Origin of the sequence: Flavobacterium branchiarum, from assembly GCF_030409845.1 — a bacterium.
GTDB classification, from domain to species: domain Bacteria; phylum Bacteroidota; class Bacteroidia; order Flavobacteriales; family Flavobacteriaceae; genus Flavobacterium; species Flavobacterium branchiarum.
Genome location: NZ_JAUFQQ010000001.1, coordinates 1 through 21,699 on the forward strand (window position 1 = coordinate 1; position 21,699 = coordinate 21,699).

The 21,699-nt window shown below is 31.0% G+C and carries 23 protein-coding genes and 5 pseudogenes; 7 read left to right on the plus strand and 21 right to left on the minus strand.

Annotation, left to right across the window (positions count from 1 at the left end):
* Positions 1-281, plus strand: a pseudogene (locus QWY99_RS00005) (Kdo domain containing protein); the annotation flags it as partial.
* Positions 282-452: 171 nt separating this feature from the next.
* Here QWY99_RS00005 and QWY99_RS00010 read toward each other — a convergent pair.
* The 3 genes and pseudogenes from QWY99_RS00010 to QWY99_RS00020 form a co-directional block, all read right to left on the minus strand.
* Positions 453-1,205: a glycosyltransferase family 9 protein gene (locus QWY99_RS00010; protein ID WP_353960561.1), complete on the minus strand. Its 753-nt coding sequence runs from the start codon at positions 1,203-1,205 to the stop codon at positions 453-455.
* A complete protein-coding gene (locus QWY99_RS00015; RefSeq protein ID WP_290259563.1) occupies positions 1,127-1,516 on the minus strand; it encodes a glycosyltransferase family 9 protein in 390 nt (129 codons plus the stop codon). The genes QWY99_RS00010 and QWY99_RS00015 overlap by 79 nt, the downstream gene beginning before the upstream one ends.
* A 117-nt stretch (positions 1,517-1,633) precedes the next feature.
* Positions 1,634-2,448: pseudogene (locus tag QWY99_RS00020) on the minus strand (2,3,4,5-tetrahydropyridine-2,6-dicarboxylate N-succinyltransferase).
* A gap of 285 nt (positions 2,449-2,733) precedes the next feature.
* On the opposite strand from QWY99_RS00020, the gene QWY99_RS00025 reads away from it, so the two are divergent.
* The gene (locus tag QWY99_RS00025; RefSeq protein ID WP_290259566.1) at positions 2,734-3,375 is read left to right on the plus strand and encodes a PAS domain-containing protein; all 642 of its coding nucleotides are present in this window, start codon (positions 2,734-2,736) and stop codon (positions 3,373-3,375) included.
* 253 nt (positions 3,376-3,628) lie between these two features.
* Here the strand turns inward: QWY99_RS00025 and QWY99_RS00030 are convergent, their stop codons facing one another.
* The 4 genes from QWY99_RS00030 to QWY99_RS00045 are packed head-to-tail and all read right to left on the minus strand — an operon-like array spanning position 3,629 to position 5,494.
* Positions 3,629-3,934 (minus strand): hypothetical protein, encoded by a 306-nt coding sequence (locus tag QWY99_RS00030; RefSeq protein ID WP_290259567.1) that lies wholly within the window; start codon positions 3,932-3,934, stop codon positions 3,629-3,631.
* Positions 3,919-4,089, minus strand: coding sequence for a hypothetical protein (locus QWY99_RS00035; RefSeq protein ID WP_290259569.1), 171 nt, complete (start codon positions 4,087-4,089; stop codon positions 3,919-3,921). The genes QWY99_RS00030 and QWY99_RS00035 overlap by 16 nt, the downstream gene beginning before the upstream one ends.
* Complete coding sequence (locus QWY99_RS00040) at positions 4,080-4,643, minus strand: LTA synthase family protein (protein WP_353960562.1); 564 nt, start codon at positions 4,641-4,643, stop codon at positions 4,080-4,082. Before QWY99_RS00040 ends, QWY99_RS00035 begins: the two co-directional genes overlap by 10 nt.
* On the minus strand, positions 4,535-5,494 hold the full coding sequence (locus QWY99_RS00045) for an LTA synthase family protein (protein ID WP_290259572.1): 960 nt from the start codon (positions 5,492-5,494) through the stop codon (positions 4,535-4,537). Before QWY99_RS00045 ends, QWY99_RS00040 begins: the two co-directional genes overlap by 109 nt.
* 526 nt (positions 5,495-6,020) lie before the next feature.
* On the opposite strand from QWY99_RS00045, the gene ruvX reads away from it, so the two are divergent.
* Together ruvX and QWY99_RS00055 are read left to right on the plus strand one after the other, a co-directional pair.
* Positions 6,021-6,437, plus strand: coding sequence for a Holliday junction resolvase RuvX (ruvX, locus tag QWY99_RS00050; protein WP_290259573.1), 417 nt, complete (start codon positions 6,021-6,023; stop codon positions 6,435-6,437).
* A gap of 116 nt (positions 6,438-6,553) precedes the next feature.
* Positions 6,554-8,046 (plus strand): annotated as a pseudogene (locus QWY99_RS00055) (malate:quinone oxidoreductase).
* Between the two features lie 132 nt (positions 8,047-8,178).
* On the opposite strand, the gene QWY99_RS00060 reads toward QWY99_RS00055, so the two are convergent.
* A complete protein-coding gene (locus QWY99_RS00060; RefSeq protein WP_353960560.1) occupies positions 8,179-10,320 on the minus strand; it encodes an FUSC family protein in 2,142 nt (713 codons plus the stop codon).
* Between the two features lie 198 nt (positions 10,321-10,518).
* Here QWY99_RS00060 and def point away from each other — a divergent pair, with 198 nt between their 5' ends.
* From def to mazG, 3 genes and pseudogenes are all read left to right on the plus strand, one after another.
* Positions 10,519-11,109, plus strand: a complete 591-nt coding sequence (gene def / locus QWY99_RS00065; protein WP_290259575.1) for a peptide deformylase — start codon at positions 10,519-10,521, stop codon at positions 11,107-11,109.
* A gap of 63 nt (positions 11,110-11,172) precedes the next feature.
* Positions 11,173-11,656, plus strand: a pseudogene (locus tag QWY99_RS00070) (DUF5606 family protein).
* Between the two features lie 98 nt (positions 11,657-11,754).
* Complete coding sequence (gene mazG, locus QWY99_RS00075) at positions 11,755-12,525, plus strand: nucleoside triphosphate pyrophosphohydrolase (RefSeq protein ID WP_290259579.1); 771 nt, start codon at positions 11,755-11,757, stop codon at positions 12,523-12,525.
* On the opposite strand, the gene QWY99_RS00080 is transcribed toward mazG, so the two are convergent.
* The 13 genes and pseudogenes from QWY99_RS00080 to QWY99_RS00140 form a co-directional block, all read right to left on the minus strand.
* The gene (locus QWY99_RS00080; protein ID WP_290259582.1) at positions 12,526-13,206 is read right to left on the minus strand and encodes a Crp/Fnr family transcriptional regulator; all 681 of its coding nucleotides are present in this window, start codon (positions 13,204-13,206) and stop codon (positions 12,526-12,528) included.
* A 355-nt stretch (positions 13,207-13,561) separates the two neighbouring features.
* On the minus strand, positions 13,562-15,157 hold the full coding sequence (locus tag QWY99_RS00085) for a carboxypeptidase-like regulatory domain-containing protein (RefSeq protein WP_290259583.1): 1,596 nt from the start codon (positions 15,155-15,157) through the stop codon (positions 13,562-13,564).
* 408 nt (positions 15,158-15,565) lie between these two features.
* A complete protein-coding gene (locus QWY99_RS00090; protein ID WP_353960563.1) occupies positions 15,566-16,099 on the minus strand; it encodes an alpha/beta hydrolase family protein in 534 nt (177 codons plus the stop codon).
* Positions 16,048-17,118, minus strand: a complete 1,071-nt coding sequence (locus tag QWY99_RS00095) for an alpha/beta hydrolase family protein (protein WP_290259585.1) — start codon at positions 17,116-17,118, stop codon at positions 16,048-16,050. The genes QWY99_RS00090 and QWY99_RS00095 overlap by 52 nt, the downstream gene beginning before the upstream one ends.
* Entirely contained in the window at positions 17,100-17,408 is a 309-nt protein-coding gene (locus QWY99_RS00100) for a hypothetical protein (RefSeq protein WP_290259587.1), read from the minus strand. The genes QWY99_RS00095 and QWY99_RS00100 overlap by 19 nt, the downstream gene beginning before the upstream one ends.
* Complete coding sequence (locus QWY99_RS00105; protein ID WP_290259590.1) at positions 17,354-18,334, minus strand: hypothetical protein; 981 nt, start codon at positions 18,332-18,334, stop codon at positions 17,354-17,356. The genes QWY99_RS00100 and QWY99_RS00105 overlap by 55 nt, the downstream gene beginning before the upstream one ends.
* Positions 18,335-18,498: 164 nt before the next feature.
* A complete protein-coding gene (locus QWY99_RS00110) occupies positions 18,499-18,753 on the minus strand; it encodes a RagB/SusD family nutrient uptake outer membrane protein (protein WP_290259593.1) in 255 nt (84 codons plus the stop codon).
* A complete protein-coding gene (locus tag QWY99_RS00115; protein WP_290259613.1) occupies positions 18,723-18,929 on the minus strand; it encodes a RagB/SusD family nutrient uptake outer membrane protein in 207 nt (68 codons plus the stop codon). Before QWY99_RS00115 ends, QWY99_RS00110 begins: the two co-directional genes overlap by 31 nt.
* Positions 18,896-19,198 (minus strand): hypothetical protein, encoded by a 303-nt coding sequence (locus QWY99_RS00120; RefSeq protein ID WP_290259594.1) that lies wholly within the window; start codon positions 19,196-19,198, stop codon positions 18,896-18,898. The genes QWY99_RS00115 and QWY99_RS00120 overlap by 34 nt, the downstream gene beginning before the upstream one ends.
* The gene (locus tag QWY99_RS00125; protein ID WP_290259596.1) at positions 19,150-19,965 is read right to left on the minus strand and encodes a RagB/SusD family nutrient uptake outer membrane protein; all 816 of its coding nucleotides are present in this window, start codon (positions 19,963-19,965) and stop codon (positions 19,150-19,152) included. Before QWY99_RS00125 ends, QWY99_RS00120 begins: the two co-directional genes overlap by 49 nt.
* 31 nt (positions 19,966-19,996) lie before the next feature.
* Positions 19,997-20,401 (minus strand): hypothetical protein, encoded by a 405-nt coding sequence (locus QWY99_RS00130; RefSeq protein ID WP_290259598.1) that lies wholly within the window; start codon positions 20,399-20,401, stop codon positions 19,997-19,999.
* Positions 20,402-20,412: 11 nt separating this feature from the next.
* The gene (locus QWY99_RS00135; RefSeq protein WP_290259600.1) at positions 20,413-21,207 is read right to left on the minus strand and encodes a TonB-dependent receptor domain-containing protein; all 795 of its coding nucleotides are present in this window, start codon (positions 21,205-21,207) and stop codon (positions 20,413-20,415) included.
* Positions 21,150-21,699, minus strand: a pseudogene (locus QWY99_RS00140) (SusC/RagA family TonB-linked outer membrane protein); the annotation flags it as partial. The gene QWY99_RS00135 and the pseudogene QWY99_RS00140, both read right to left, overlap by 58 nt.

Below are 21,699 nucleotides of genomic sequence, written 5' to 3' on the forward strand. Positions count from 1 at the left end.
TTAAGAAGTGCGCTAATAATGAATATGAGTTTTTTTTAGTAGATCTAAATAGAATGAATTTTCATACGACAATGAGTTTTGAACAACGTATGGATAATTTTAGAAGACTTACTCCCAAAAAAGAGATGGTTGCGCTTATGAGTAATGAGTATGCGAAATTATACCCAGCTAAGACTGAAACTGAAATTTTTGAGAAGATGTGGCAGGCAACAGAACAATTTCAATATGAATTTGCTAAAAAGAAAAGACTTAAAAAGAAACTTAAATTTTGGAAGTCTTAATTTTTGAGATTGTAATTTGTTTCTTTTTTTGATATTTTTTGAATCTAAAGATAGAGTTGTAGATCCTAGAAAGAATAAGTGTTTTTAGTATTTATAACAAAGCAAGTTGCCAAGGATAATTTGGAAATGTTATTATAGATATAGTACTATTTAGAATAGTACTATTTTTTTTTAGCTTAGGTTTTGTTCTAAGAAAGAATTTAGTTTATCATAAAATAAATCAGGTTTGAATTCCTCATACAATAAGAGGGATTCTTTCTTGAGAGTCTTTTCGGTTTTATGCTCAAATAAATCAGTGCGATAATCTTTTAAATGTACCGAGACATGGTGAATTCCATCCTCAAAGGTAGCCCAGATTTTCTTTTCTATCCAAGGGGAAAAAATAATGAAAGAAGGTTTGTTAAGAGCTTTTGCCATATTTATAGCGCCTCCATCATTTCCGATAATTAAATCACATTGATTAACTATACCAATAAATGATCGTAAATCATCACCCAATAGATCAAAATAAATTTTTTCTTGAGTAGAGGTTTTACAGTTTTTAAAAACTATTTTAGCTTCTTCAATCTGTTTTGGGAAATAATTAAAAAGGATGTTGACGTCTTTATTGTCAGCTATATAATCAATAATTTTAGACATTAAAGGCAAAGGATATGTTTTTCTTTTCTCGCTTCCTATAAGGCTAATCATAACTGTTTTTCTATCCTCTCTAACCTTATGCTTGTTGAATAATTCTTTAGCGACTTTATTTTCTTCTTCAGAAACAAACAATTTTGGAATTGGATCGATGTTTATTGTTAGATTAAGAGGTTCTAATAAAGAAAGCCTTCTTTCTATTGCTAGCCCTAAATTGGTTTTTGGAAAAGGTTCAAACGGAACATTATCAGTATATAAAAAGTTTCTTCCTGGTTTTTTATAAGATATTTTTGTTTTGCATTGCTAAAAAGAACCAATATCCAGCTTTCTAATTTTGAATACGCATCAATTAGTAAATCGTATTTTTCTTCACGAATCTGAAATGCAAGTTGTAGTAATTCTTTTTTGCTTTTTCTGTGTTTTTCTTCAAACAATATAACATTGTCAATACTTGTGTTGCCTTCTAGAACGGGAGTTGTCGAGCTATATACTAGATAATCAATTTGAGCATTAGGATATGCTTTACGTAGATTATTGCATAGTATACTGCTAATCAAAACATCACCAATCATTTTTTGCTGGATTACAAGTATTTTCATGTAAAGTTTAAATAAAATTAAGACGTTGCAAATTGAAGCAAAAAAATCCAAATTCTAATCATTAAATTTGATAGAATTTGGATTATTTTTTAACTGATTTTTCTTTAAAGAAAAGAATTATACTGCGACATCGTATTCGCGAAGCGCATTGTTTAATGATGTTTTTAAGTCTGTAGATGGTTTACGAGTACCAATAATTAATGCACATGGAACTTGAAATTCTCCAGCAGCAAATTTTTTGGTATAGCTTCCAGGAATAACTACTGAACGAGCAGGAACATATCCTTTCATTTCAACAGGAGTATCGCCAGTTACATCAATTATCTTAGTCGAAGCTGTTAAACAAACGTTTGCTCCAAGTACTGCTTCTTTTCCAACATGTACTCCTTCTACTACGATACAACGAGAACCTATAAATGCACCATCCTCTATAATTACTGGGGCAGCTTGTAAAGGTTCTAATACACCACCAATACCAACACCACCACTTAAATGAACGTTTTTACCAATTTGAGCACAGCTTCCCACAGTTGCCCATGTGTCTACCATTGTTCCTTCATCAACATATGCACCAATGTTTACATAACTAGGCATTAAGATTACACCACTTGAAATGTAAGCTCCATAACGTGCAACTGCATTAGGTACTACACGAATACCTTTTTCAGCATATCCTCTTTTTAATAACATTTTGTCATGATATTCGAAAATACCAGACTCTAAAGTTTCCATTTTCTGAATTGGAAATACATAACTACAGCTTTTTTTACCCATTCGTTTACTTGCCAACCCTCACCAACTGGTTCAGCAACACGTAATTTTCCTGTATCCAAAAGTTCAATAACTTCTCTGATAGCATCAGTTGTAGTTGTTTCTTGTAATAAAGCTCTGTTATCCCAAGCTTGTTCTATAATAGTTTGTAATGAATTCATGATAGTAATATTTTAGGCAAATATAATTCGATTTTTTTTTAAAACAACTTCCATTTCTATATAGTAACGATTTTAAACAAAAAACAACAATTTATTTTATGATGTGATATTACACTCTTTTTGTGTTAAAAAGAAACACTTATATGAAATGTTTTATGACATATTTCCTGATAAATATCAATTTTTGTTATTACATATAAAAGTAGTTTTGCTGAACAATTTAAGAACAACATAAGTTTGTTTTTTAATTGGTTTTGAACTCTAAATTTAATTAGTATTATAACTATGAATCAAGAAAGCCAGTTGTTTAAAAGACCTACACCAATCGATAAGGAAGTTTCTTGGGATAAATCTCAAGTAATTATGAGTAAAACAAATCCAATTGGGATTATCGAATATGCAAATGAAACTTTTGTAGATGTTTGCGGATACGAGGATTATGAACTAATGGGACAACCACACAGTATCATTAGACATCCTGATATGCCACGTGTAATATTCAAAGTTTTATGGGAGAATCTTAAGAAAGGGAATAATTTTCATGCTGTTGTAAAAAATCTTGCTAAATCTGGAAGATTCTACTGGGTTGTTACAGATTTTGAAATTGCAAAGGATGAAAATGGAGTAATAGTAAATTATTTTGCAAGAAGACGCTCTGTGCCACAAGAAGTAATCTCAATGCATATTGAGCCTTTGTATAAAAAATTGTTGCAGATAGAATCGGCTAGCGGAATGGAATTTAGTGAGAAATATTTAATTGGATTTCTAGAAGAGAAAAATAGAACTTATATAGAATACATTAAAGATTTGATGTATGATAATGAAAGAGCGCAAGCTACTCATCATCAAGCCGTAACTCAAGCTCATCATGTAGAGGAAGAGGAAGAGGAGGAAAGAGGTTTTTTTAGTCGTTTCTTTAATAGATAAATAGATAGCGTTTTTTGCCCCAAAAAGAACCTATAAAAGAAACAGGGTTTGGCTTTTTAATTTAAGTCAAACCCTGTTTTGTATTATTAATGCAGTCCTGTTATTGATTTCAAAATTTTGGAATCACTTTTTTTAAACTCATTTAAATTTATATAACCTCAAGGAGTATTAAATAAAAAAAGCAATAGTGATTTCTTATGATCTCTATTGCTTTTTAATTATAGTTTAATGGGGATTTAGTCTTGATTAAGAGTTAAAAAGCCAATTGGTTATTAATAACTCTTTCATTAAATGATTGTATATATGCTTTTAAGAATTTTTCAGATTCTTTAACTTTAGATTTGTTCTGTTGCATTAAATTATTTTTTAATAGAACATCTTCTTTCCATTTATATAATCCAATAGTTTGATTGTTTGCAAAAGCCAAATAAAAATCATCTTTGATGTAATGGTATGTTCCTTGAAGATAATAGACTACAAAGTTTTCTTTAGATTTATAACTTTTACCAAAACTAACCATGTCGGTTTTTATATTCAAGTAATCTAAAATACTTGGCATGATATCGATTTGCTGAAATTTTTGTCACTAACACCTTTTAATTCAGGGTTTGATGGATCAAAAAACAAAATCGGAATGTTAAATTTTCCAATATTTGTTTTATCAATATCTTTATCTCCTCCAGAAGAAGTATGATCAGAAGAAATTACAAACAAAGTGTTTTTATACCAGCTTTCTTTTTAGCAGTATTAAAAAACTTGCGTAGCGCAAAATCTGTGTACGCTATACTTTCTTGGATTACAGTAGTTCCTTTAGGGAATTTTCCTTTGTATTTTTCAGGAATAATATAGGGGTTATGAGATGAAATAGTAAATAAAGAGCTAAAGAAAGGTTGCTTAAAAGAAGTTAATTTAGAAGCATAAAACTGTAGGAATTCCTCGTCAAATACACCCCATTTACCATCAAATGCTTCTTTTCCTGTGTATTGGTCTTTTCCGAAATATTGATCAAAGCCAGCTACTTCGGCATATTGATCAAAGTTCTGACTACCATTAAAAGCACCGTGAAAGAATGAGGTAGTATAGCCTTCTTTTTTGAAAATTTTAGGAAGACCATTTATTTTGTTCAAAGAATAGCTCGATGATATAAAGGAGTTATTCATTAAACTTGGAATACTAGAAAGTATCGATGGAACAGCGTCAATTGAAACTTTTCCATTAGCAAATCCATTTTTAAATAGTATGATTTTGTGATAAGAGAATCTAGGAATGGAGTCTGTCCGCGTCCTATGTTTTCATTTCCAAAGCTTTCCAAAATTAAAATTACAACATTCTTTTTGATAGCTGGTTCACTAGGTTTTAAAGAAATAATAGGATTGTAGATTGAAATTAATTCTTTTGGATTGTAATAATTTACTTTATCAATGTCTTCTTTCTTAAAAGCAGTTTTAAGGATGCAGAAAGGAGTGTTTAAAACCAAACCGGCATTGTTTAATGCTCCATATTCAGCAGCATCTACAATCTTAATCGGTTTTTTTCGTAAACCTCCACGTCCAGCAAGTAAAATTATAACTAAAGAAAGAATGAAATAAGCAAATTGTTTGTAATACTCTTTTTTAGTTGATTTTTCGTGTATTAGATGTGTTTTTAAATTTGGAGTTAATTTCCAGAACAGTATACTTACGATAAGAAATAAAACAAAAATATACCAAAATTCTTGTAGAAATGAAGGGATTAAGCCAAGAGCTTCTTGTTCCATTCCTTTGGCAGTAATCATTGAAAAAGTGCTTCTTCTACCAGTAAAGCGATAGTAAATGATATCTATAAAGTTTGTAGCAATAAATAAAAGGTTTACTGCGTAAAAAGTAATCTTTAGTATGCTTTGGTATCTAGGTTTGTATTTGAAATTACCCGGAATTAAGTGAGCAATCAAAAATATAATATTAATGTAGGCAATGGTTGCTAAATCAAAGAGAAGACCTCCAGTAAAGTTTTGAAATGTAATGTCTTCAAACAATTTTACATTTATAAGATAAAATAGGATTCTTGAGAATTGGTAGATTATGAAAATTAAAAAGAATCTTTTTAGAAATAAAACAATGCTATTTTTATAGTTATTCATTTGGGTTTAGTAATTTTTATGTATTTGCTTTAGGTTTAATTTATGGTGTAAATGAAATTTTGGGCAAAAGAACTATTTTTTTTTTAAATTAATGATTACTTATTGATTTAATTTTGTAAGAACTGTATTTTGTTTTATAATTTAATGAATATTTTACTTGTTTTAATTTTCTGTATTATAGTTGGTTGTGTGAGTATTCGTTGAGGGGGGATTTATTAAATAGAAGTTTTTATTTTTTTTGCTTCGATGATAATTATCATGAATTAAGATGGTAAGGAAGCCTACTTTTGAAATGAAATTATATATAAGAAATTTTAAGGGCAAAATTCCATTTTTAAGATTTAATAAAATCTATGAATTAGTACAAATAGAGTTGATTATTAAGCTCCTGTTATAAATTTTTTAATATTGTTTTAATTTTTTTTGGAGAAAAAATTTAAAAAATCCGTTTTAAATCTTAGAACGGATTTTTTTTGAGATAGGATTTTTTACTTTATGTATCTTTGTCTCATTAATATAAATTAAGATGCCTAGAATTCTCGCTATAGATTACGGACAAAAAAGAACAGGGATAGCTGTTACCGATGAATTGCAAATTATTGCTTCAGGGTTAACTACAATTCCATCGAATACTACTATTGATTTTTTAAAGGACTATTTTTCCAAAGAGAAGGTCGAAGCGGTTTTAATTGGTGAACCAAAACAAATGAATGGAGAACCTTCAGAAAGCGCTTCAATCATAAAAGGTTTTGTGACTCATTTTTCTAATATTTTTCCTGAAATGAAAGTGGTTCGAGTGGATGAAAGATTTACTTCTAAGATGGCATTTCAAACAATGATTGATAGTGGTCTGAGTAAAAAACAACGTCAGAACAAAGGGTTGATTGACGAAATCTCAGCAACGATAATGCTTCAGGACTATTTGTCTCGAAAAATGTTCTAAATAAGCTAGAAAGTTTATTCCAAAAAAGTTTTAGAAAATTATAACTTTTCAGATGAAATTTATAGTTTTTTTTGCAATTTTATAAAGTACCTTTGTACTTTAAAATTTTTCTTGTTATGTCCGACGATACCATACGTTCAAATACCGAAGTAGTACTTATTGGTGCTGGAATTATGAGTGCAACTCTTGGGTTAATCTTAAAAGAATTACAGCCAGATTTAAAAATTGAAATTTACGAAAGATTAGATGTTGCTGCAGCCGAAAGCTCTGATGCTTGGAATAATGCTGGAACAGGACATTCTGCATTTTGTGAATTAAACTATACTCCAGAAAAAAATGGAAGTATTGATCCTAAAAAGGCAATTAGTATAGCAGAATCCTTTGAGGTTTCTCGCCAATTTTGGTCTTACTTGGTACGGCAAAATAAAATTTCATCTCCAGATAATTTTATAAAAAGTGTTCCTCATATGAGTTTCGTTTGGGGAGAGAAAAATGTAGACTATCTTAAAAAAGATTTGAAGCATTACAAAAAAATCCAATTTTTAAAGAAATGGTTTTTAGTACCGATTTTTCTCAATTAAAAGAATGGATGCCTTTGGTAATGGAAGGAAGAGATTCTTCTGATAAATTTGCTGCAACTTCTATGTCAATAGGAACTGATGTGAATTTTGGAGAATTAACAAGAAGTATGTTTGATTATCTAGGTAAACTAGATGGTGTGAAAATTCATTTCAATCACGAAGTGAAGAAATTAAAACAACGCGAAGATAAAACTTGGAGAATTAAGATTACTGATCTAGCTACTGGTCAAACCAAAAAAGTTTATACAAAGTTTGTATTTATTGGTGCTGGTGGAGGTTCTTTACCTTTATTAGAAAAAGCCAACGTTGTTGAAGGAAAAGGCTTTGGAGGTTTTCCTGTTAGCGGACAATGGTTAAAATGTACTAATCCAGACGTTATTCTTCAGCATCAAGCTAAAGTTTACGGAAAAGCAAGTGTTGGTGCGCCACCTATGTCAGTTCCTCATATCGATACTAGAATGATAGATGGAGAAAGAGCTTTACTTTTTGGACCATTTGCAGGTTTTTCGACTCGTTTTTTAAAGAATGGATCTTATTTGGATTTACCTATGTCTATCCAAACAGATAATATAATGCCAATGTTGGCAGCTGGTTATCATAATATTCCACTTACGAAATATTTAATTGAGCAAGTAAGACAATCTCCTAAAGATAGAATGAACGCTTTACGCGAATATTTACCAAATGCAAAATCTAAAGATTGGAAATTAGAAAGAGCAGGGCAACGTGTTCAGGTTATTAAAAAAGACGAAAAAGAAGGTGGGATTCTTGAATTTGGAACAGAGGTAATTAATACCGAAGATGGTACGTTAGCAGTGCTGTTAGGAGCTTCTCCTGGAGCTTCAACAGCTGTTTCTATTATGGTAGGGTTAATTGATAAATGTTTTAAAGACAAAGTTAAAACGCCAGAATGGAATGAAAAGTTTAAAGCAATGATTCCTTCTTACGGTCAAACATTAAATGATAAACCAGAATTATTAGCCGAAATAAGAAAAAATACGGCAGCTACTTTGAAATTAAATAATTAATGTAGTATTGGCTATTTAGAATATATGAAAAAATCCAGATTAGTTTTTAATCTGGATTTTTTGCTATAAACTCTTTTGTAACTGTTAGTATTTTTTCAGACAGATCGGTCATCCATATTAATTGCTCGATTACTAATTGAGCTTCTTGCATTTTAGTTTCCCTTCACTTTCGTTAAGCTCATTATCATTTTCTAACCGACTGAAGTTTTTTCTTTTTAATTCTTCAAAATGGAAAGTCAATTTCTCTTTATTGGCTTCTTTGTTCTTGTATATGGATGTTTTTTCATGTCTTAAAATAGCAATTGAATGATTTAAGTTAGAAACAACAAAATCCACTACAAAATTAAAAGATTCAGATGCTGAAGTAGTTTTATGTGACTGAATATAAGTTCCCAATGAAGCTAAAGACGAAAGCAAGGAATGATTTAGTACCGCAAGCTTATTTATCTGCGGGAGCTGTTTTTGCTTTGATTTAGGTTCTTGTATCATTCTTTGGAAAGAAGTCATAAGGTTTCCAATTTCAATAAAAGCATTTTTTCTAGCCAAACGATAAGATGTTGGTAATGTTCCTTTCTTGTTGTAATACTCGGCAATTTCTCGTAAATAGTTCTTATTAGATTCTATAGCTTTTTCTAAAAAAGAGGCCGCATTTAAAAACTCCCAAGCAGGCCATAAATAATAATTTGCTAAAAAGGCTAGTGTAGCCCCTACAAGAGAGTCTAAAATTCTAAATTGAATAACTTCGAGGATATTAGGTGTTAAAATTCCGTAAACAAACACTACATACATGGTGACAAGCGTAGTACTAACTTTGTAATTACTCTGTGTAAAAGCAACACCAATTAGCATGCAAAAAATAGCAAATATGCTTATGGCAACCTGATTATGAACCAAAGAAACGATTCCAAAAGCAATTAGCCCACCTAAAATGGTGCCAATAACACGATTATAAGACCGTTCTTTTGTTAATCCGTAACCTGGACGCATTATTACAACAATGGTTAGTAAAATCCAATATACATTTTGAAATGGAAGTAATTTACCAATTATAAAACCTACCATAATAGTAATGGTAAGTCGCAGCGAATGCCTGAAAAATGTAGATGAGAAACTAAAATTTTCAATTAAAGTTCGTATCGGATAATATTGTGGAGTTAAGAATTTTTCAAGCTCTTTGTTCTTCTCTTTAAAATCATAAGAGTTGATAGCTAATGAAAATGCCATTTCTACAATTTTTATTTTTTCAACTTGCTTTTGGGCATATTTGAGCATATTGGTAAGCATCCAAACGCCTTCAGAAGATTCGATTTTACCTAAACTGTTTTGATAGGAATCAATTGCAGCTTGTAATCCATCTAATTCCTTTTTTAAATCATTTATAGAAATGTATTTGGAAGCTTTATGAACACTTTTGGATAGTTTTTTTAAAGTAGAAGCAAGTTTGTATGCTAAATTCTGATAAGAACGCAGTGCTTCGGGGTGGTCGCTAAATTTTTTATGCAACTTACTATGGTCAAATGAAGTAGATAGCGCCAATTCTTGAATTTCGACTAATGTAATAAAAACGATAAGCATTTTTCGGTTTTGGCTAGAGTCGCCAGAAGTTGCTCTATTGCCAATGAGTACTTGTCTTAAGTTCTCATGAATTTGATTTAATTCAACCTGAAGATTTAATTGCTTTTCGATAATTTTTTTTCTATCGGCATCAGGGTTCCATAAATCTCCTCTAAGTTTTAAGTATTTAGCTGTTAATCGAATTCCGTCAGCAATTTGTAATTCGACATAACGATGGGGCTTTACATAGTGAAAAATTAAAGAAACTATTAAATAGAATAATCCTCCTGCAAAAAGATAAGTAGAATGTAGTACGGCTTCCCAGCCTTGATTTAAATGGGCAAATGATAGAGAAATAGAAAGCAAGGCAGAGAAAGATGTCATAGTTGCTCTTTGTCCATAAACGGAAATCATGGATGACAAGAAAAGTAATACTCCTAGAAAAGGGTAAAATAGCCATGGAAAAGGATAGACTAAGTTTACTAACAAGTTAACACAAGAAACAATTATAGCAGTTACAATAATTCCTTTTATCTTGTGTTTAAGATTACTAGGGATATCGCTCGGATAAGCATAAAAAGCACCAAGTGCAATTGTAAAGCCTATTTCGAAATAACCTAAAAAGTTAAAGAACAAAACAGGAACAACACAGGCTAGAGTAACTTTTGAAGCGTTGATGAAAGAAGTACTGTTTGTGAATTTAACGATGCGATCGAACATATATTTAGGTTTACTAGCAAATATAAGAATTGTATGAATTAGATACCAATTAATAGTAGCTTAGATTTAAAAAGAAATCAAAAAGCATATAATCTGGTTTATAGAATTATTCATTGACTATTTTTTACTATTTTTGCCAACCTAATTCAGAATAATGAAATTCTAGATTAATAGTCGTTAATACATAATACAACAAGAATGATTTTACCAATTATAGGATATGGTGATCCTGTTTTAAGAAAAGTTGGAGAGGCAGTTACGCCAGAATACCCAAACTTGAAAGAAACGATAGATAACATGTACGAGACAATGTACAATGCTTATGGAGTAGGTCTTGCTGCACCACAAGTTGGTTTGGCTTTGCGTTTATTTGTAATTGACACAACTCCTTTTAGTGATGACGAGGATTTACCAGCAGAGGAACAAAAAGAATTAAAAGGATTCAAAAGAACTTTCATCAATGCCAAAATTCTAAAAGAAGATGGAGAAGAGTGGAGTTTTAATGAAGGTTGCTTGAGTATCCCTGATGTTCGTGAAGATGTTTACAGACATGAAAGAATTACAATCGAGTACTGTGAAGAAGATTTTGTTGTAAAAACAGAAGTTTTTGATGGTTTAATTGCTAGAGTAATTCAGCATGAGTATGACCACATCGAAGGAGTTTTGTTTACTGATAAAATATCATCATTAAAGAAACGTTTGATTCAAAAGAAATTAAAAAACATTACAGAAGGTAAAACATTTCAAGAGTATAGAATGAAATTTGCCGCTGCAAAAAAAGGGAGATAGTTTTTGATTCTCTTTTTATGAAAATATAAAATAACCGAATTCTTAATACTAATTATAATAAACATGAATTTAGAAAAAATATTAGCTATTTCTGGGAAACCAGGTTTATACGCATTAAAAGTACAAACGCGTACAGGATTTGTAGCTGAATCATTAATTGATGGAAAAAAAATCACTGTTAGCTTAAAGAGTAATGTAAGTTTATTGTCAGAGATTTCAATTTATACATACGAAGGAGAAAAACCTTTGTCAGAAGTAATGCAATTAATCGCTAAAAAAGAAGATAAAGGACCAGCAATTTCTCATAAAGAAGATAATGCTACTTTAACAGCTTATTTTAAAGAAGTTTTACCTCAATATGATGAAGAAAGAGTTTATCCTTCTGATATTAAAAAAGTATTGAACTGGTATATATATGCTACAAGCAAAAGGATTGGTTACAGATTTAGCACCTGCACCTGCAGAATCTAAAGAAGAAACTCCAGTTTTGGAAGAAGTTAAAAAAGCACCAGCAAAAAAAGCTAAAGCAGCTGCTGAAAAAAAATAGTTTCATTTTAAGGAACGATATTTAATCCTGTTAAGATGATTTCTTAACAGGATTTTTTACTTTTACATTAGGTTACCCAACTTCAAAATATATCAAAAATGAGTAGAGAATTGCAATTACAAGCCTTCGAAAGATTATTAAACATAATGGATGATTTGCGTGAAAAATGCCCTTGGGACATGAAGCAAACCATACAAACTTTGCGACATCTTACTATCGAAGAAACTTACGAATTGGGTGATGCAATCTTAGATAATGATCTTAACGAAGTAAAGAAGGAGTTAGGAGATTTGTTATTACATATTGTTTTTTATGCCAAAATTGGTAGTGAAACAAATGATTTTGATATGGCCGATGTGTGTAATGAAATTTGTGAAAAACTCATTCATCGTCATCCGCATATTTATAGCGATACAGTTGTAAAAGATGAAGAAGAAGTAAAGCAAAACTGGGAAAAACTCAAATTAAAAGAAGGAAAAAAGTCTGTTTTAGAAGGAGTTCCGAGAAGTTTGCCGGCATTGGTTAAAGCTAGCAGAATACAGGATAAGGTAAAAGGAGTAGGTTTTGATTGGGAAGAACCACATCAGGTTTGGGACAAAGTACAAGAAGAATTGCAAGAATTACAAGTTGAAGTAGAAGCTGGTGATCAAGATAAAATTGAAGCGGAGTTTGGAGATGTTTTATTCTCAATGATTAATTACGCTCGATTTTTAAATGTAAATGCCGAAGATGCTTTGGAACGCACCAATAAAAAATTTATAAAACGCTTTCAATACCTTGAGAGTAAAGCAGGTGAGTTAGGAAAACCACTTATGGATATGACTTTGGCAGAAATGGATGTATTTTGGAACGAAGCAAAAAAGCTGTAATTATTCAGCCATTTTTTTTAAGGCAATAAAGTTTTTCAAAACAATTTTTTTACCAACTAAATCAATAACATCTAGCTTTTTAAAATCAGATAATAATCGAATACAACTTTCAGTAGCCGTACCAATCATACTTGCTAATTCATCTCTAGATAGTTGAATTTTAAGTGTTTTGTCTTTGTTTTCACCAAAAGTATCATATAAATACAATAAGGTTTCAGCCAAACGAGATTTAACAGTCTTTTGAGCTAAGGAAACCGTATGGTTATCAGAGTCTTTTAAATCTTCACAAATTGTTTTCATGACATTCATAGAAAACTGATTATTTTGATTAAAGAAAGTGATAATTTCAGATTTTGGAATAAAACATACTTCCATATCATCTAAAGCTTTTGCACTTAAATTGGCAGGTTCGTTGCTAATCATAGAGCGCTGACCTAAAAGCTCTCCAGATTTTACAAGCTTCACAATCTGGTCTTTACCATTAGCGCTTAGCTTAGAAAGTTTACCAACACCATCTTTTACACAAAAAACACCATTAGTAATTTCACCTTCTTCAAAGATAGGATCACCTTTTTTAATTGTGTAAGTAGTTTTACTATTTGCTAGTTTAATAACTTCATCTTTGTTTAAAGCTTTTAACGAGGTAAGTTGTCTTACGATACATTGATCACATTTATTCATAGGGAGGTTATTTGTCTGCAAAACTAAGTATTATTATGATTTGATACTCTTATTTTTTTGTAATAATGACACAATTATAATTTCTATAGGTTTATTCCCAATTTATTTTGTTAAATTTAAAAATGTATTTTAACAGCTATGATAATTGTCATACAGAAAAATTCCCTATTGTTTTTTTATTTTTGAAACAACATCTAAATAGATTAAGTCATCTGAACCAATATTCTCTCCATATCCTCCGATAAAATCATTTTTATTCTTTGGTGTTCAAATAAGGCCGTTGCATCAAAGTTATGCTTGTCTAATCTCAAAGTATAATTAATAGAGTTTTGCGAAACTAGATTTGTATTTCTTCTTATACTTGCTCTACAGTACCTTTGTAATCCCTACCGTCGCCATGCATTCTATTATTATATCTATGATACGTATTCATATTATAATCTACAGCAAACACAGATTTATACTTGAAATTATTTGAGATTTTCCAATCTAATGTATTATTAGATCTAAGCCCTAATAAATTATTAGTCTTAACATTATTTGCTAAAGTATAGAGAACATTATGTAAAGTAGTCCAATATCCAATATCCGAAACATTTGCTCCTTTACCAATATTATATGTTCCATCACTGTTATAAGGATTCACCCATGGATTCATAAAGTATTTTGTTAAATTTGGGTTACTAAAAGTTCCCGTTCCTTCCAAAATACCATTTTGCTTTGCTTCAGAAAAAAAGTTAGCTGTACTGAACTTAAGCGTTTCACTTAATTTTCTTGTAAAGCCTAATGCCGCTGTAAAACGTCTAAATTCTGCACCTCTAATAGTGGACTCAGTCTTATTATATCCAAGCGAAGCATTAAAAGTTGTTTTTTCATCCCCAGCTGACACAGAGAAATCTGTATTCTGAACTAGAGCATTTTTATTTTTTAACAATTCACCCCAATTATGGCTTACACCATCCCAATCTTTCAAATTTGCTTTACTTGCATCAACTTTTTGTCCTTCTGGAGTTTTTAATATCCAATTTTCAGCGCCAGCTCTATCAAATCCATCTGAAGCACCATAAGTATTATAAACAGCATCTAAATACAATTCTTTTCTTTGATCACCAGTAAGCACATTTCTTCCTGTAACAGCATTATTCTGGAAACCAATAGAATTACTAAAATTATAAGATGGTTTCCCAATTTTTCCTCTTTTTGTCGTAATAACAATCACTCCATTAGATCCTCTTGCTCCATAAGCTGCGGTTGCAGATGCATCTTTCAAAATTGTCATACTTTCTATATCATGACTATTTAAACTAGCTAAAACTGACATTGATGAACCGGTACTTTTTGTTGCTTGAATCGTTTTATTATCATTACCCCCAGAAAGGTCACCACTTATAACGGGTACACCATCAATAACGTAAAGAGGCTGATTATTTGCCGAAATTGATCCTGCTCCTCTAATACGAATGTCCTGAACAGAACCTGGTGTTCCAGAAGAACTTGACACTTGTAAACCAACTACCTTTCCTTGTAATGCCTGATCAACCGAAACTGTTGGAACACCACTTAAAACAGTGCCTGAAAGTTGCTTTGAACTACCTGTCATATTACTTTTTGATTTAGTAACATATCCCATTACGACTACTTCTTCCAGTGCTTTACCATCTTCCTTCATCTCAATATTCACTACTGAAGATGTGCCAACTGTAATTGTTTTGTCTAGCATTCCCATATAAGAAAATATAAGTACATCTCCTGGTTTTGCTTTAACAGAATATTTACCGTCAAAATCTGTTTGAACACCAATAGTAGTGCCTTTAATAGTAACGTTTACTCCCGGAATTGGTCCTGCTACATCATCTGAAACAATTCCAGAAATAGTTTTCTCTTGTGCGAAAGAAAACTGCATGGTCAAAAACGTTAGCATTGTTAAAATCCACGTAAATTTTAATTTCATGTTAAATGTTTTATAATTAGTATGCGGCAAAACAAACAAATATTTCTTACAATAACAACATAATATTAAAAATATAAAAATTTTTCTTACTTTGTTTAAATTAAAGAATAAGAAATAAACTATAAACAATAGATTAAAAGCGAATTAGAATAAAAAACGGCTAACAAACCTATACTGTATTTTAACAAGAAACCATAACTAAATAAAATTAATAGTACTGCATAATTCTTAAAAAATATTACATACAAACTATATAAAGAAGATTGCACAATTTATTTCACCAAAAAAAACTGCCCAAAATATTTTGGGCAGTTTTGAAAATTATTAAAATTAAGGGCTATTTAGTTGCCCTTATCTTTATAAAAGTTAACTCAATTTAATCATATACAAATGAGTAACCTTTTTAGTTTAATATGCTTTGTTGCTTTCTTTTTCAAGATTTGATCTTCCTTTAGTCATCCATTCTGGAGCTTTTTCTCCTTTTAAATAATGATCAAAAAATTGTTTCATTCGAGTTGACAAGTCTTTTCTATTTCCCCAACTCTCAGCTTTAAGATTATGTGGTTCGCCATTGTAGTTTAACATCCAAACGGGTTTATCTAAACGACGTAATGCAGTAAAATATTCAATTCCTTGATACCATGGCACAGCTCCATCATTATCATTATGCATCATTAATAAAGGTGTTTGAACTTTATCTGCATAAAATAAAGGTGAATTTTTAATATATCCATTTAAATCCTCCCAAAGAGTTTTACCGATTCTACTCTGAGTATGTTCGTACTGAAACATTCTACTCATTCCTGTTTCCCATCTAATACCACCATAAGCACTTGTCATGTTACTAACTGGAGCTCCTGCCATAGCAGCAGCAAACATATTGGTTTGTGTTATAAGATATGCCGTTTGGTAACCTCCCCAACTTTGTCCTTGAAGAGCAATATGCTTTCATCGATTGCTGGAAATTGTTTTATCATACTTTCTACACCACTCACAATACAGTTATATGCACTTTGTCCAGGAAGTCCTTCTTTGTAAATTATATCTGGAACAAAAACAAAATAGTCATTACTTGTATACAATGTTCTATTAATAGTAGATCTACTTGGCTGAGGAGCATAATGACGATGATATGTATCTGAATTTAACTCATAAAAATACACTACCATTGGGTATTTTTTGTTTGGATCATAGTTCTCTGGTTTGTATAACAATCCTTGTAAAGTAACGGCATCATTATTCTTCCATTCTACTAAACTTACGGATCCCCATTTAAAATTTTTCTGTTGGGGATTAGCTTTTGTTACTTGTTCAGGAGAATCAAAGTCAGTTGTAGTAACCCAAATATCAGGATACTGTTGATAATTTTGTCTAGTATAAAAAATAGTCTTACTGTTCTTTGCTTTCTTTGGAGTTGTAAAGAAATAATCCCCTTCCATTATAACTGTTGGTGTATTCTCTTTATTAAAATCAGAATAAACATATCCTGATTTTTTAGTATCATCCTCAAAAACGGATAGTAACACTTGTTTTTTAGTGTCTATAAACTTCTCTTCGCTATCTATCTGAAGATAACGATATACCTTTTTAGTTTCTCTTCCGTTTTTTGTGATTCTTTTTGGTTGTATTTTTGAATCTGGATCAAACTTCCAAATATCATAACGATCATAGATATAGACGAATTTATCCCCTTCGTCCCAACCTGCGATACCATATGGTGAAGGTTCATTAGGTTGATCATTTCGCTCATCATACCAAGCAACTTTCACTCCTTTGGTTAATGATTTGTGCTGATTTGTTTTTAAATTAATTGAATAATAAACACTATCCTTACGGTTGTAGTAAACTGCATATTTTTGCGAACCTCCAAACCACACTTGGTCTTGTTCTTTAATCAATAACTTTTGCTCACCTGTATTAAGGTCTATTTTATAAAAATCTTTTACAAAAAAGCGGTCCATGAAGAAGCTCTTTTATAAGAATCTCCATTAGTTCCTAAAGCATAATCTCCATCACCGTTATTAAACACTGTGATATCAGGGACTAATGTATTACCAAGCTGAACGGCTTTATCTGAACTAAAATCATATACTGCCTGATAGGTTCTATTCTGCTCTTTTTTATTATTTACAATCTGTTGCGGTTGCAACTCTTTATCTGTCCATGCCCATATATCAAGGGTTGCACGCTCTTTATTTAGTAAAGTATCTTTAGGCTTTTCTGCTTCAAATAGGGCATTCCCAAAGAACAATCTTTTTCATTTTCTGAAAAAAACAAATTCCCTTTATCAGAATAATTCCAGTTCTCAGGAAGATTCTTTATTCTGTTTGCTTTTAATTCTGCTACTAATGATTTTGTTCCTTTATATAACTGGTATTTTTTAATTTTTGCTGTATCTGATGAAAATAGAAATCCTAATTTATCACCTCTATCTTCTATAGCAATCTTTGATATTGTCCCTTTTGATTTAAAAATAGTATCTGTTTTTTTACTCCCTGCATCAAAATATAATAATGCTGATGTAGTTAAAGAATCTTTCTTTTTCTCTGAATGAAGCAATAATTTATCAGCTTTCTTTGACCAAGTAAAATTTTTAATATTCAAAAACGCGATACTATCTTTCAGTATCGGATTATAAACCACGACAATAGTATCGCTCTTTGGTTTTGCCTTTATTTTTTTATCAACTCCTGCTGAATCTTTTGCTTTTACAGTTTTCAAAATTGTTTTATAAGCAAGCCACTCTCCTCCTTCAGCTGGCTGACTGAAATTTTTAAGACTTGGATATTTTTTTACCACTTTTGTTTTAAACACATAAATTCCCAAAGAATCAATAGGTAGTTTTTCTTTTTTTAATTTCTTTGTTTCAGCTTTTCGTCTAACGGCTATCTCAGGTTTTATCTTAAATGATACAAACGTGCTTTTTCCATTGATTTGAGCATCGTATCCTCTAGAAATTGTATCTGACGCTTTTGTTTTAACATTAACTATAACAAGCTTACCATCACCATTTCCTGGATTATATTCATATACTAAATACGCTCCATTTCCAGACAACTGTGGCTTTTCTATTTGCTTCCAATTATCGTAATCATCTACAGTGAGTGATTTTTTTTGTGCAAATGATACAGACGCTACAAAAAATAAAGAAACAAATACATACATTTTAAACATCATAATTCTATTTTATTAGGAATGATTCTGGTTCAACAATTCAACTATTATTTGTAAAACTACATAAATAATGTACATACTACAAATTGTGTATTACACAAATTCATCTAGCACAAATTGTAACTAAAAAAAAAGCTACAATATCACTATTGTAGCTCTTTATTTATTTAAAGTTCATTTTGTTTAATCAATGGATTGGCATTAATTTCCGCTCTAGGAATTAACCATTGCCATCTTTTATCTGATGCAGGAACAGAGAAAACTCCTCCTACATAAGTAGAATTATGGTTTGCTCCAGTTCTATCTAAATCAGAGTTTGTTCTTTTTAAATCAAAAAATCTGAATCCTTCTCCCCAAAGTTCTATTCTTCTTTGAAAAATAACTTCATCAACTAAAGCTTGTCCAGTTTTTGTTGACAACACATATGAAGGATTTCTTTTGCTAACGAAAGAAAATAAAACTTGAGCGCATCTGCAGCACCCAATTTAGCTTTTGCTTCTGCCTCAATCAAATACATCTCTGCAACTCTCATATAAGGAACATCACAACGACTATCTGCAGTACTTACTGATAAGAACTTTTGACTTGTATATGGAATTTCTGAGCTGTAGAAACCAAAGCTATTCCAGGATGCGCACCTGTTTTGCTAAATACTGCAGCACGTACGTCTGTTGTAGGAATTTGATCGTACAATTTACTATTAATAGCTCTAGGACATGTTCTAATAACTGTTGAATTAAAGTTACGTGACATATAAGCTCCAAAATTAGCAAAATAAGCTGTTTGTAACTCTATAATATGGCTACCCCACATCCATTCTACATTATTATAATCATTAAATCCTTTAGTGTAATCAGCAATCGACATAATTGTTTACCAGTTCTTGCTTTAACAGCATTATCTGCAGCAACAGACCAATTTCCTTGAGTTAAATTTACACGAGCTTTTAATCCATAAGCTACTGGTAAATCTAAATTAGAATTATTAGGCTTTTTATATCCATCTAACAGAACTATAGCATTATCGATATCAGCATTGATTTGTTTATAAACATCCTCAACACTAGATCTTCCTACCATAGTTTTAGTATCTAAAGCTAAAGGTACTCCGTCTTGACTATTAGCAGTTCCAGGTACATATCTTTTTCCAAAAATTTGAACTAATTGAAAATGAGAAAAAGCTCTATATAAAAGGGCTTGCCCTTTAGTAATATCCTTATCTATCTGTTCCCCTTTAGCAGCATCAGCATTGTTTATAATTGCATTAGCATTTCTAATAATTTGATAAAAAGTTCTGTAAGGAAACCTCACTTCTGATGAATTATCATTTGAAGGTGCTGTCCAGTTATAAACACCTAAGAAAAATCCATTTGTAGCTGGGAAGACTAAATCGTCTCCGATAATGTCCATTTGTTGCATTATTCCCCCTACACCTGTTTGTCCTTGATCTTCATATCTAATGTACATCGAACGATGTATTCCATTTATAGCTAAATACAATGCTTCTGTATCAGCAGTAGCTGCCTCTTCACTTATAAATTCGGTTGGTTTTTTTTCTAAGAAATCCTCAGAACATGATCCTAATAACAGCATTGAAGAAGCTGCTATTATATATTTTGATAAATTAATTTTCATATTTTTTAATATTAAAAGTTTAAGCTAAGACCTAATGAGATAATTCTAGCAGGAGAAAATCTGTTTGAGTCGTACCGTTATAGTTTTGAGTTGGATCCATTCCTTTTTTCTTAGTAAAAAGTAACAAGTTTTCACCATTTACAAAAAACTTCATATTATCTACACCTAACTTATCTACTAAATTTCTAGGCAAATTATAAGATAAATTAGCTTGTCTGAATGATAAATAATCTGAATCAATCAACCATCTATCAGAAGCAGCAGAAGATTGTGTATTTCTATTAACATCCAATCTTGGAACATTAGTAATATCACCAGGATTTTGCCATCTGTCTAAAATATCCGTACTTAATGCTGAACCATATTGATTACCAGTATGCATTAAACTAGCGTAGTTAGAATCATAAGTTTGACCACCTATCTGATAAGTAAACATAACACTCAACTCTAAACCTTTATATTTAAAAGTATTAGTAAAACTTCCAACAAATCAGGTAAAGCTGAACCTGCATAATGATAGTTGGCTTTTGTATGATTTGTAGTTACATTAACACCATTAACAACACGTTGTTCTACATCTCCAGCAACAATTAAATTAGGATCAGAAACATATAATGCATATCCATCAGCAGCATCTACTCCGTACCATTCTCTCAACCAATAATCAAACATTGAACTACCAACTTCTAATTTTTTTGACCCATTAATAATCTCCTTCTGAGGCAGTTCAGTAATTTTATTTTTGATGGTTGAAGCATTCACATTAAAGTCCCATGAAAAACTTGGTGTTTTAACAATCACTGCGTTTAATGCTAATTCAATACCGCTATTATACATAGAACCTATATTTTCTGTTCTTGTATCTAAACCAAGTGACAACGGATTAGGAACTTCGAAAATAAGACCATCCGTTTTACGATGATAATATTCAACCGAACCACTAAACCTGCTCTTAAAAGTTGAGAATTCAAGAGCTATATCAGCTTGCGCGTTCTGTTCCCATATCAAATTTGGTGCTCCAATTCCATTAGAAACAATACCTCCTGCTGACTCATTATCATAACCTAATGCATACGTAGGTTGATTTACATAAAAATTCAATCCTGAATTACTAGTATGAGAATCATTACCAACCTCACCATATGAACCTCTAATTCTTAAATCGTCAATCCAAGAACTATTAGCTAAGAACTTTTCTTTGAAATATTCCAAGCTGCTCCAAATGACCAAAAATTTCCCCATTTAGTAGTAAATTTAGAAGATCCATCTCTACGGAATGATGCAGATAACAAATATTTTCCATCATAATCATATCCTAATCTAGAAAGATAAGATTCCGTACTATAATTTCTCTTAAAAGAATCTAAGTTTGTAACTGTTACAAAATTGATTAATTCTGAATTATCATTAACAACCTGTCCTCTTTTAGTACCTGAAAAATAAGAAGTTTCATAATCAAAACTTTCATGACCCACCAAAGCAGTAATATTATGATTGCCAAAAGAATTAGAATACTCCAAAAGTTGATTGAAAGTAATACCAGTATAAATATTATCGGTTTTAGATGCTCCTCCAGATCCTGCAGCATCACCAATTACTTTATTTGTATAATCTGATGTATTTAACATTCTTTTATCAATACCATAATTTGTAGTAAATTTAAAATCTTTTAAAAATTTAAACTCAGCAAAAGTCCTTGCAGATAGAGAGCGCGAGTGCACATCTCTCTCAACA

What these genes read in the sequence shown, in the direction of transcription:
- QWY99_RS00015 (WP_290259563.1), bottom strand. Translation starts at nt 1,516, where the DNA reads ATGAAAATACTTGTAATCCAGCAAAAAATGATTGGTGATGTTTTGATT.
- QWY99_RS00025 (WP_290259566.1), top strand. Translation starts at nt 2,734, where the DNA reads ATGAATCAAGAAAGCCAGTTGTTTAAAAGACCTACACCAATCGATAAG.
- QWY99_RS00030 (WP_290259567.1), bottom strand. Translation starts at nt 3,934, where the DNA reads ATGCCAAGTATTTTAGATTACTTGAATATAAAAACCGACATGGTTAGT.
- QWY99_RS00045 (WP_290259572.1), bottom strand. Translation starts at nt 5,494, where the DNA reads ATGAATAACTATAAAAATAGCATTGTTTTATTTCTAAAAAGATTCTTT.
- ruvX (WP_290259573.1), top strand. Translation starts at nt 6,021, where the DNA reads ATGCCTAGAATTCTCGCTATAGATTACGGACAAAAAAGAACAGGGATA.
- QWY99_RS00060 (WP_353960560.1), bottom strand. Translation starts at nt 10,320, where the DNA reads ATGTTCGATCGCATCGTTAAATTCACAAACAGTACTTCTTTCATCAAC.
- def (WP_290259575.1), top strand. Translation starts at nt 10,519, where the DNA reads ATGATTTTACCAATTATAGGATATGGTGATCCTGTTTTAAGAAAAGTT.
- mazG (WP_290259579.1), top strand. Translation starts at nt 11,755, where the DNA reads ATGAGTAGAGAATTGCAATTACAAGCCTTCGAAAGATTATTAAACATA.
- QWY99_RS00080 (WP_290259582.1), bottom strand. Translation starts at nt 13,206, where the DNA reads ATGAATAAATGTGATCAATGTATCGTAAGACAACTTACCTCGTTAAAA.
- QWY99_RS00085 (WP_290259583.1), bottom strand. Translation starts at nt 15,157, where the DNA reads ATGAAATTAAAATTTACGTGGATTTTAACAATGCTAACGTTTTTGACC.
- QWY99_RS00095 (WP_290259585.1), bottom strand. Translation starts at nt 17,118, where the DNA reads ATGGACCGCTTTTTTGTAAAAGATTTTTATAAAATAGACCTTAATACA.
- QWY99_RS00105 (WP_290259590.1), bottom strand. Translation starts at nt 18,334, where the DNA reads ATGATGTTTAAAATGTATGTATTTGTTTCTTTATTTTTTGTAGCGTCT.
- QWY99_RS00120 (WP_290259594.1), bottom strand. Translation starts at nt 19,198, where the DNA reads ATGTCGATTGCTGATTACACTAAAGGATTTAATGATTATAATAATGTA.
- QWY99_RS00125 (WP_290259596.1), bottom strand. Translation starts at nt 19,965, where the DNA reads ATGAAAATTAATTTATCAAAATATATAATAGCAGCTTCTTCAATGCTG.
- QWY99_RS00130 (WP_290259598.1), bottom strand. Translation starts at nt 20,401, where the DNA reads ATGTTTACTTATCAGATAGGTGGTCAAACTTATGATTCTAACTACGCT.
- QWY99_RS00135 (WP_290259600.1), bottom strand. Translation starts at nt 21,207, where the DNA reads ATGGGGAAATTTTTGGTCATTTGGAGCAGCTTGGAATATTTCAAAGAA.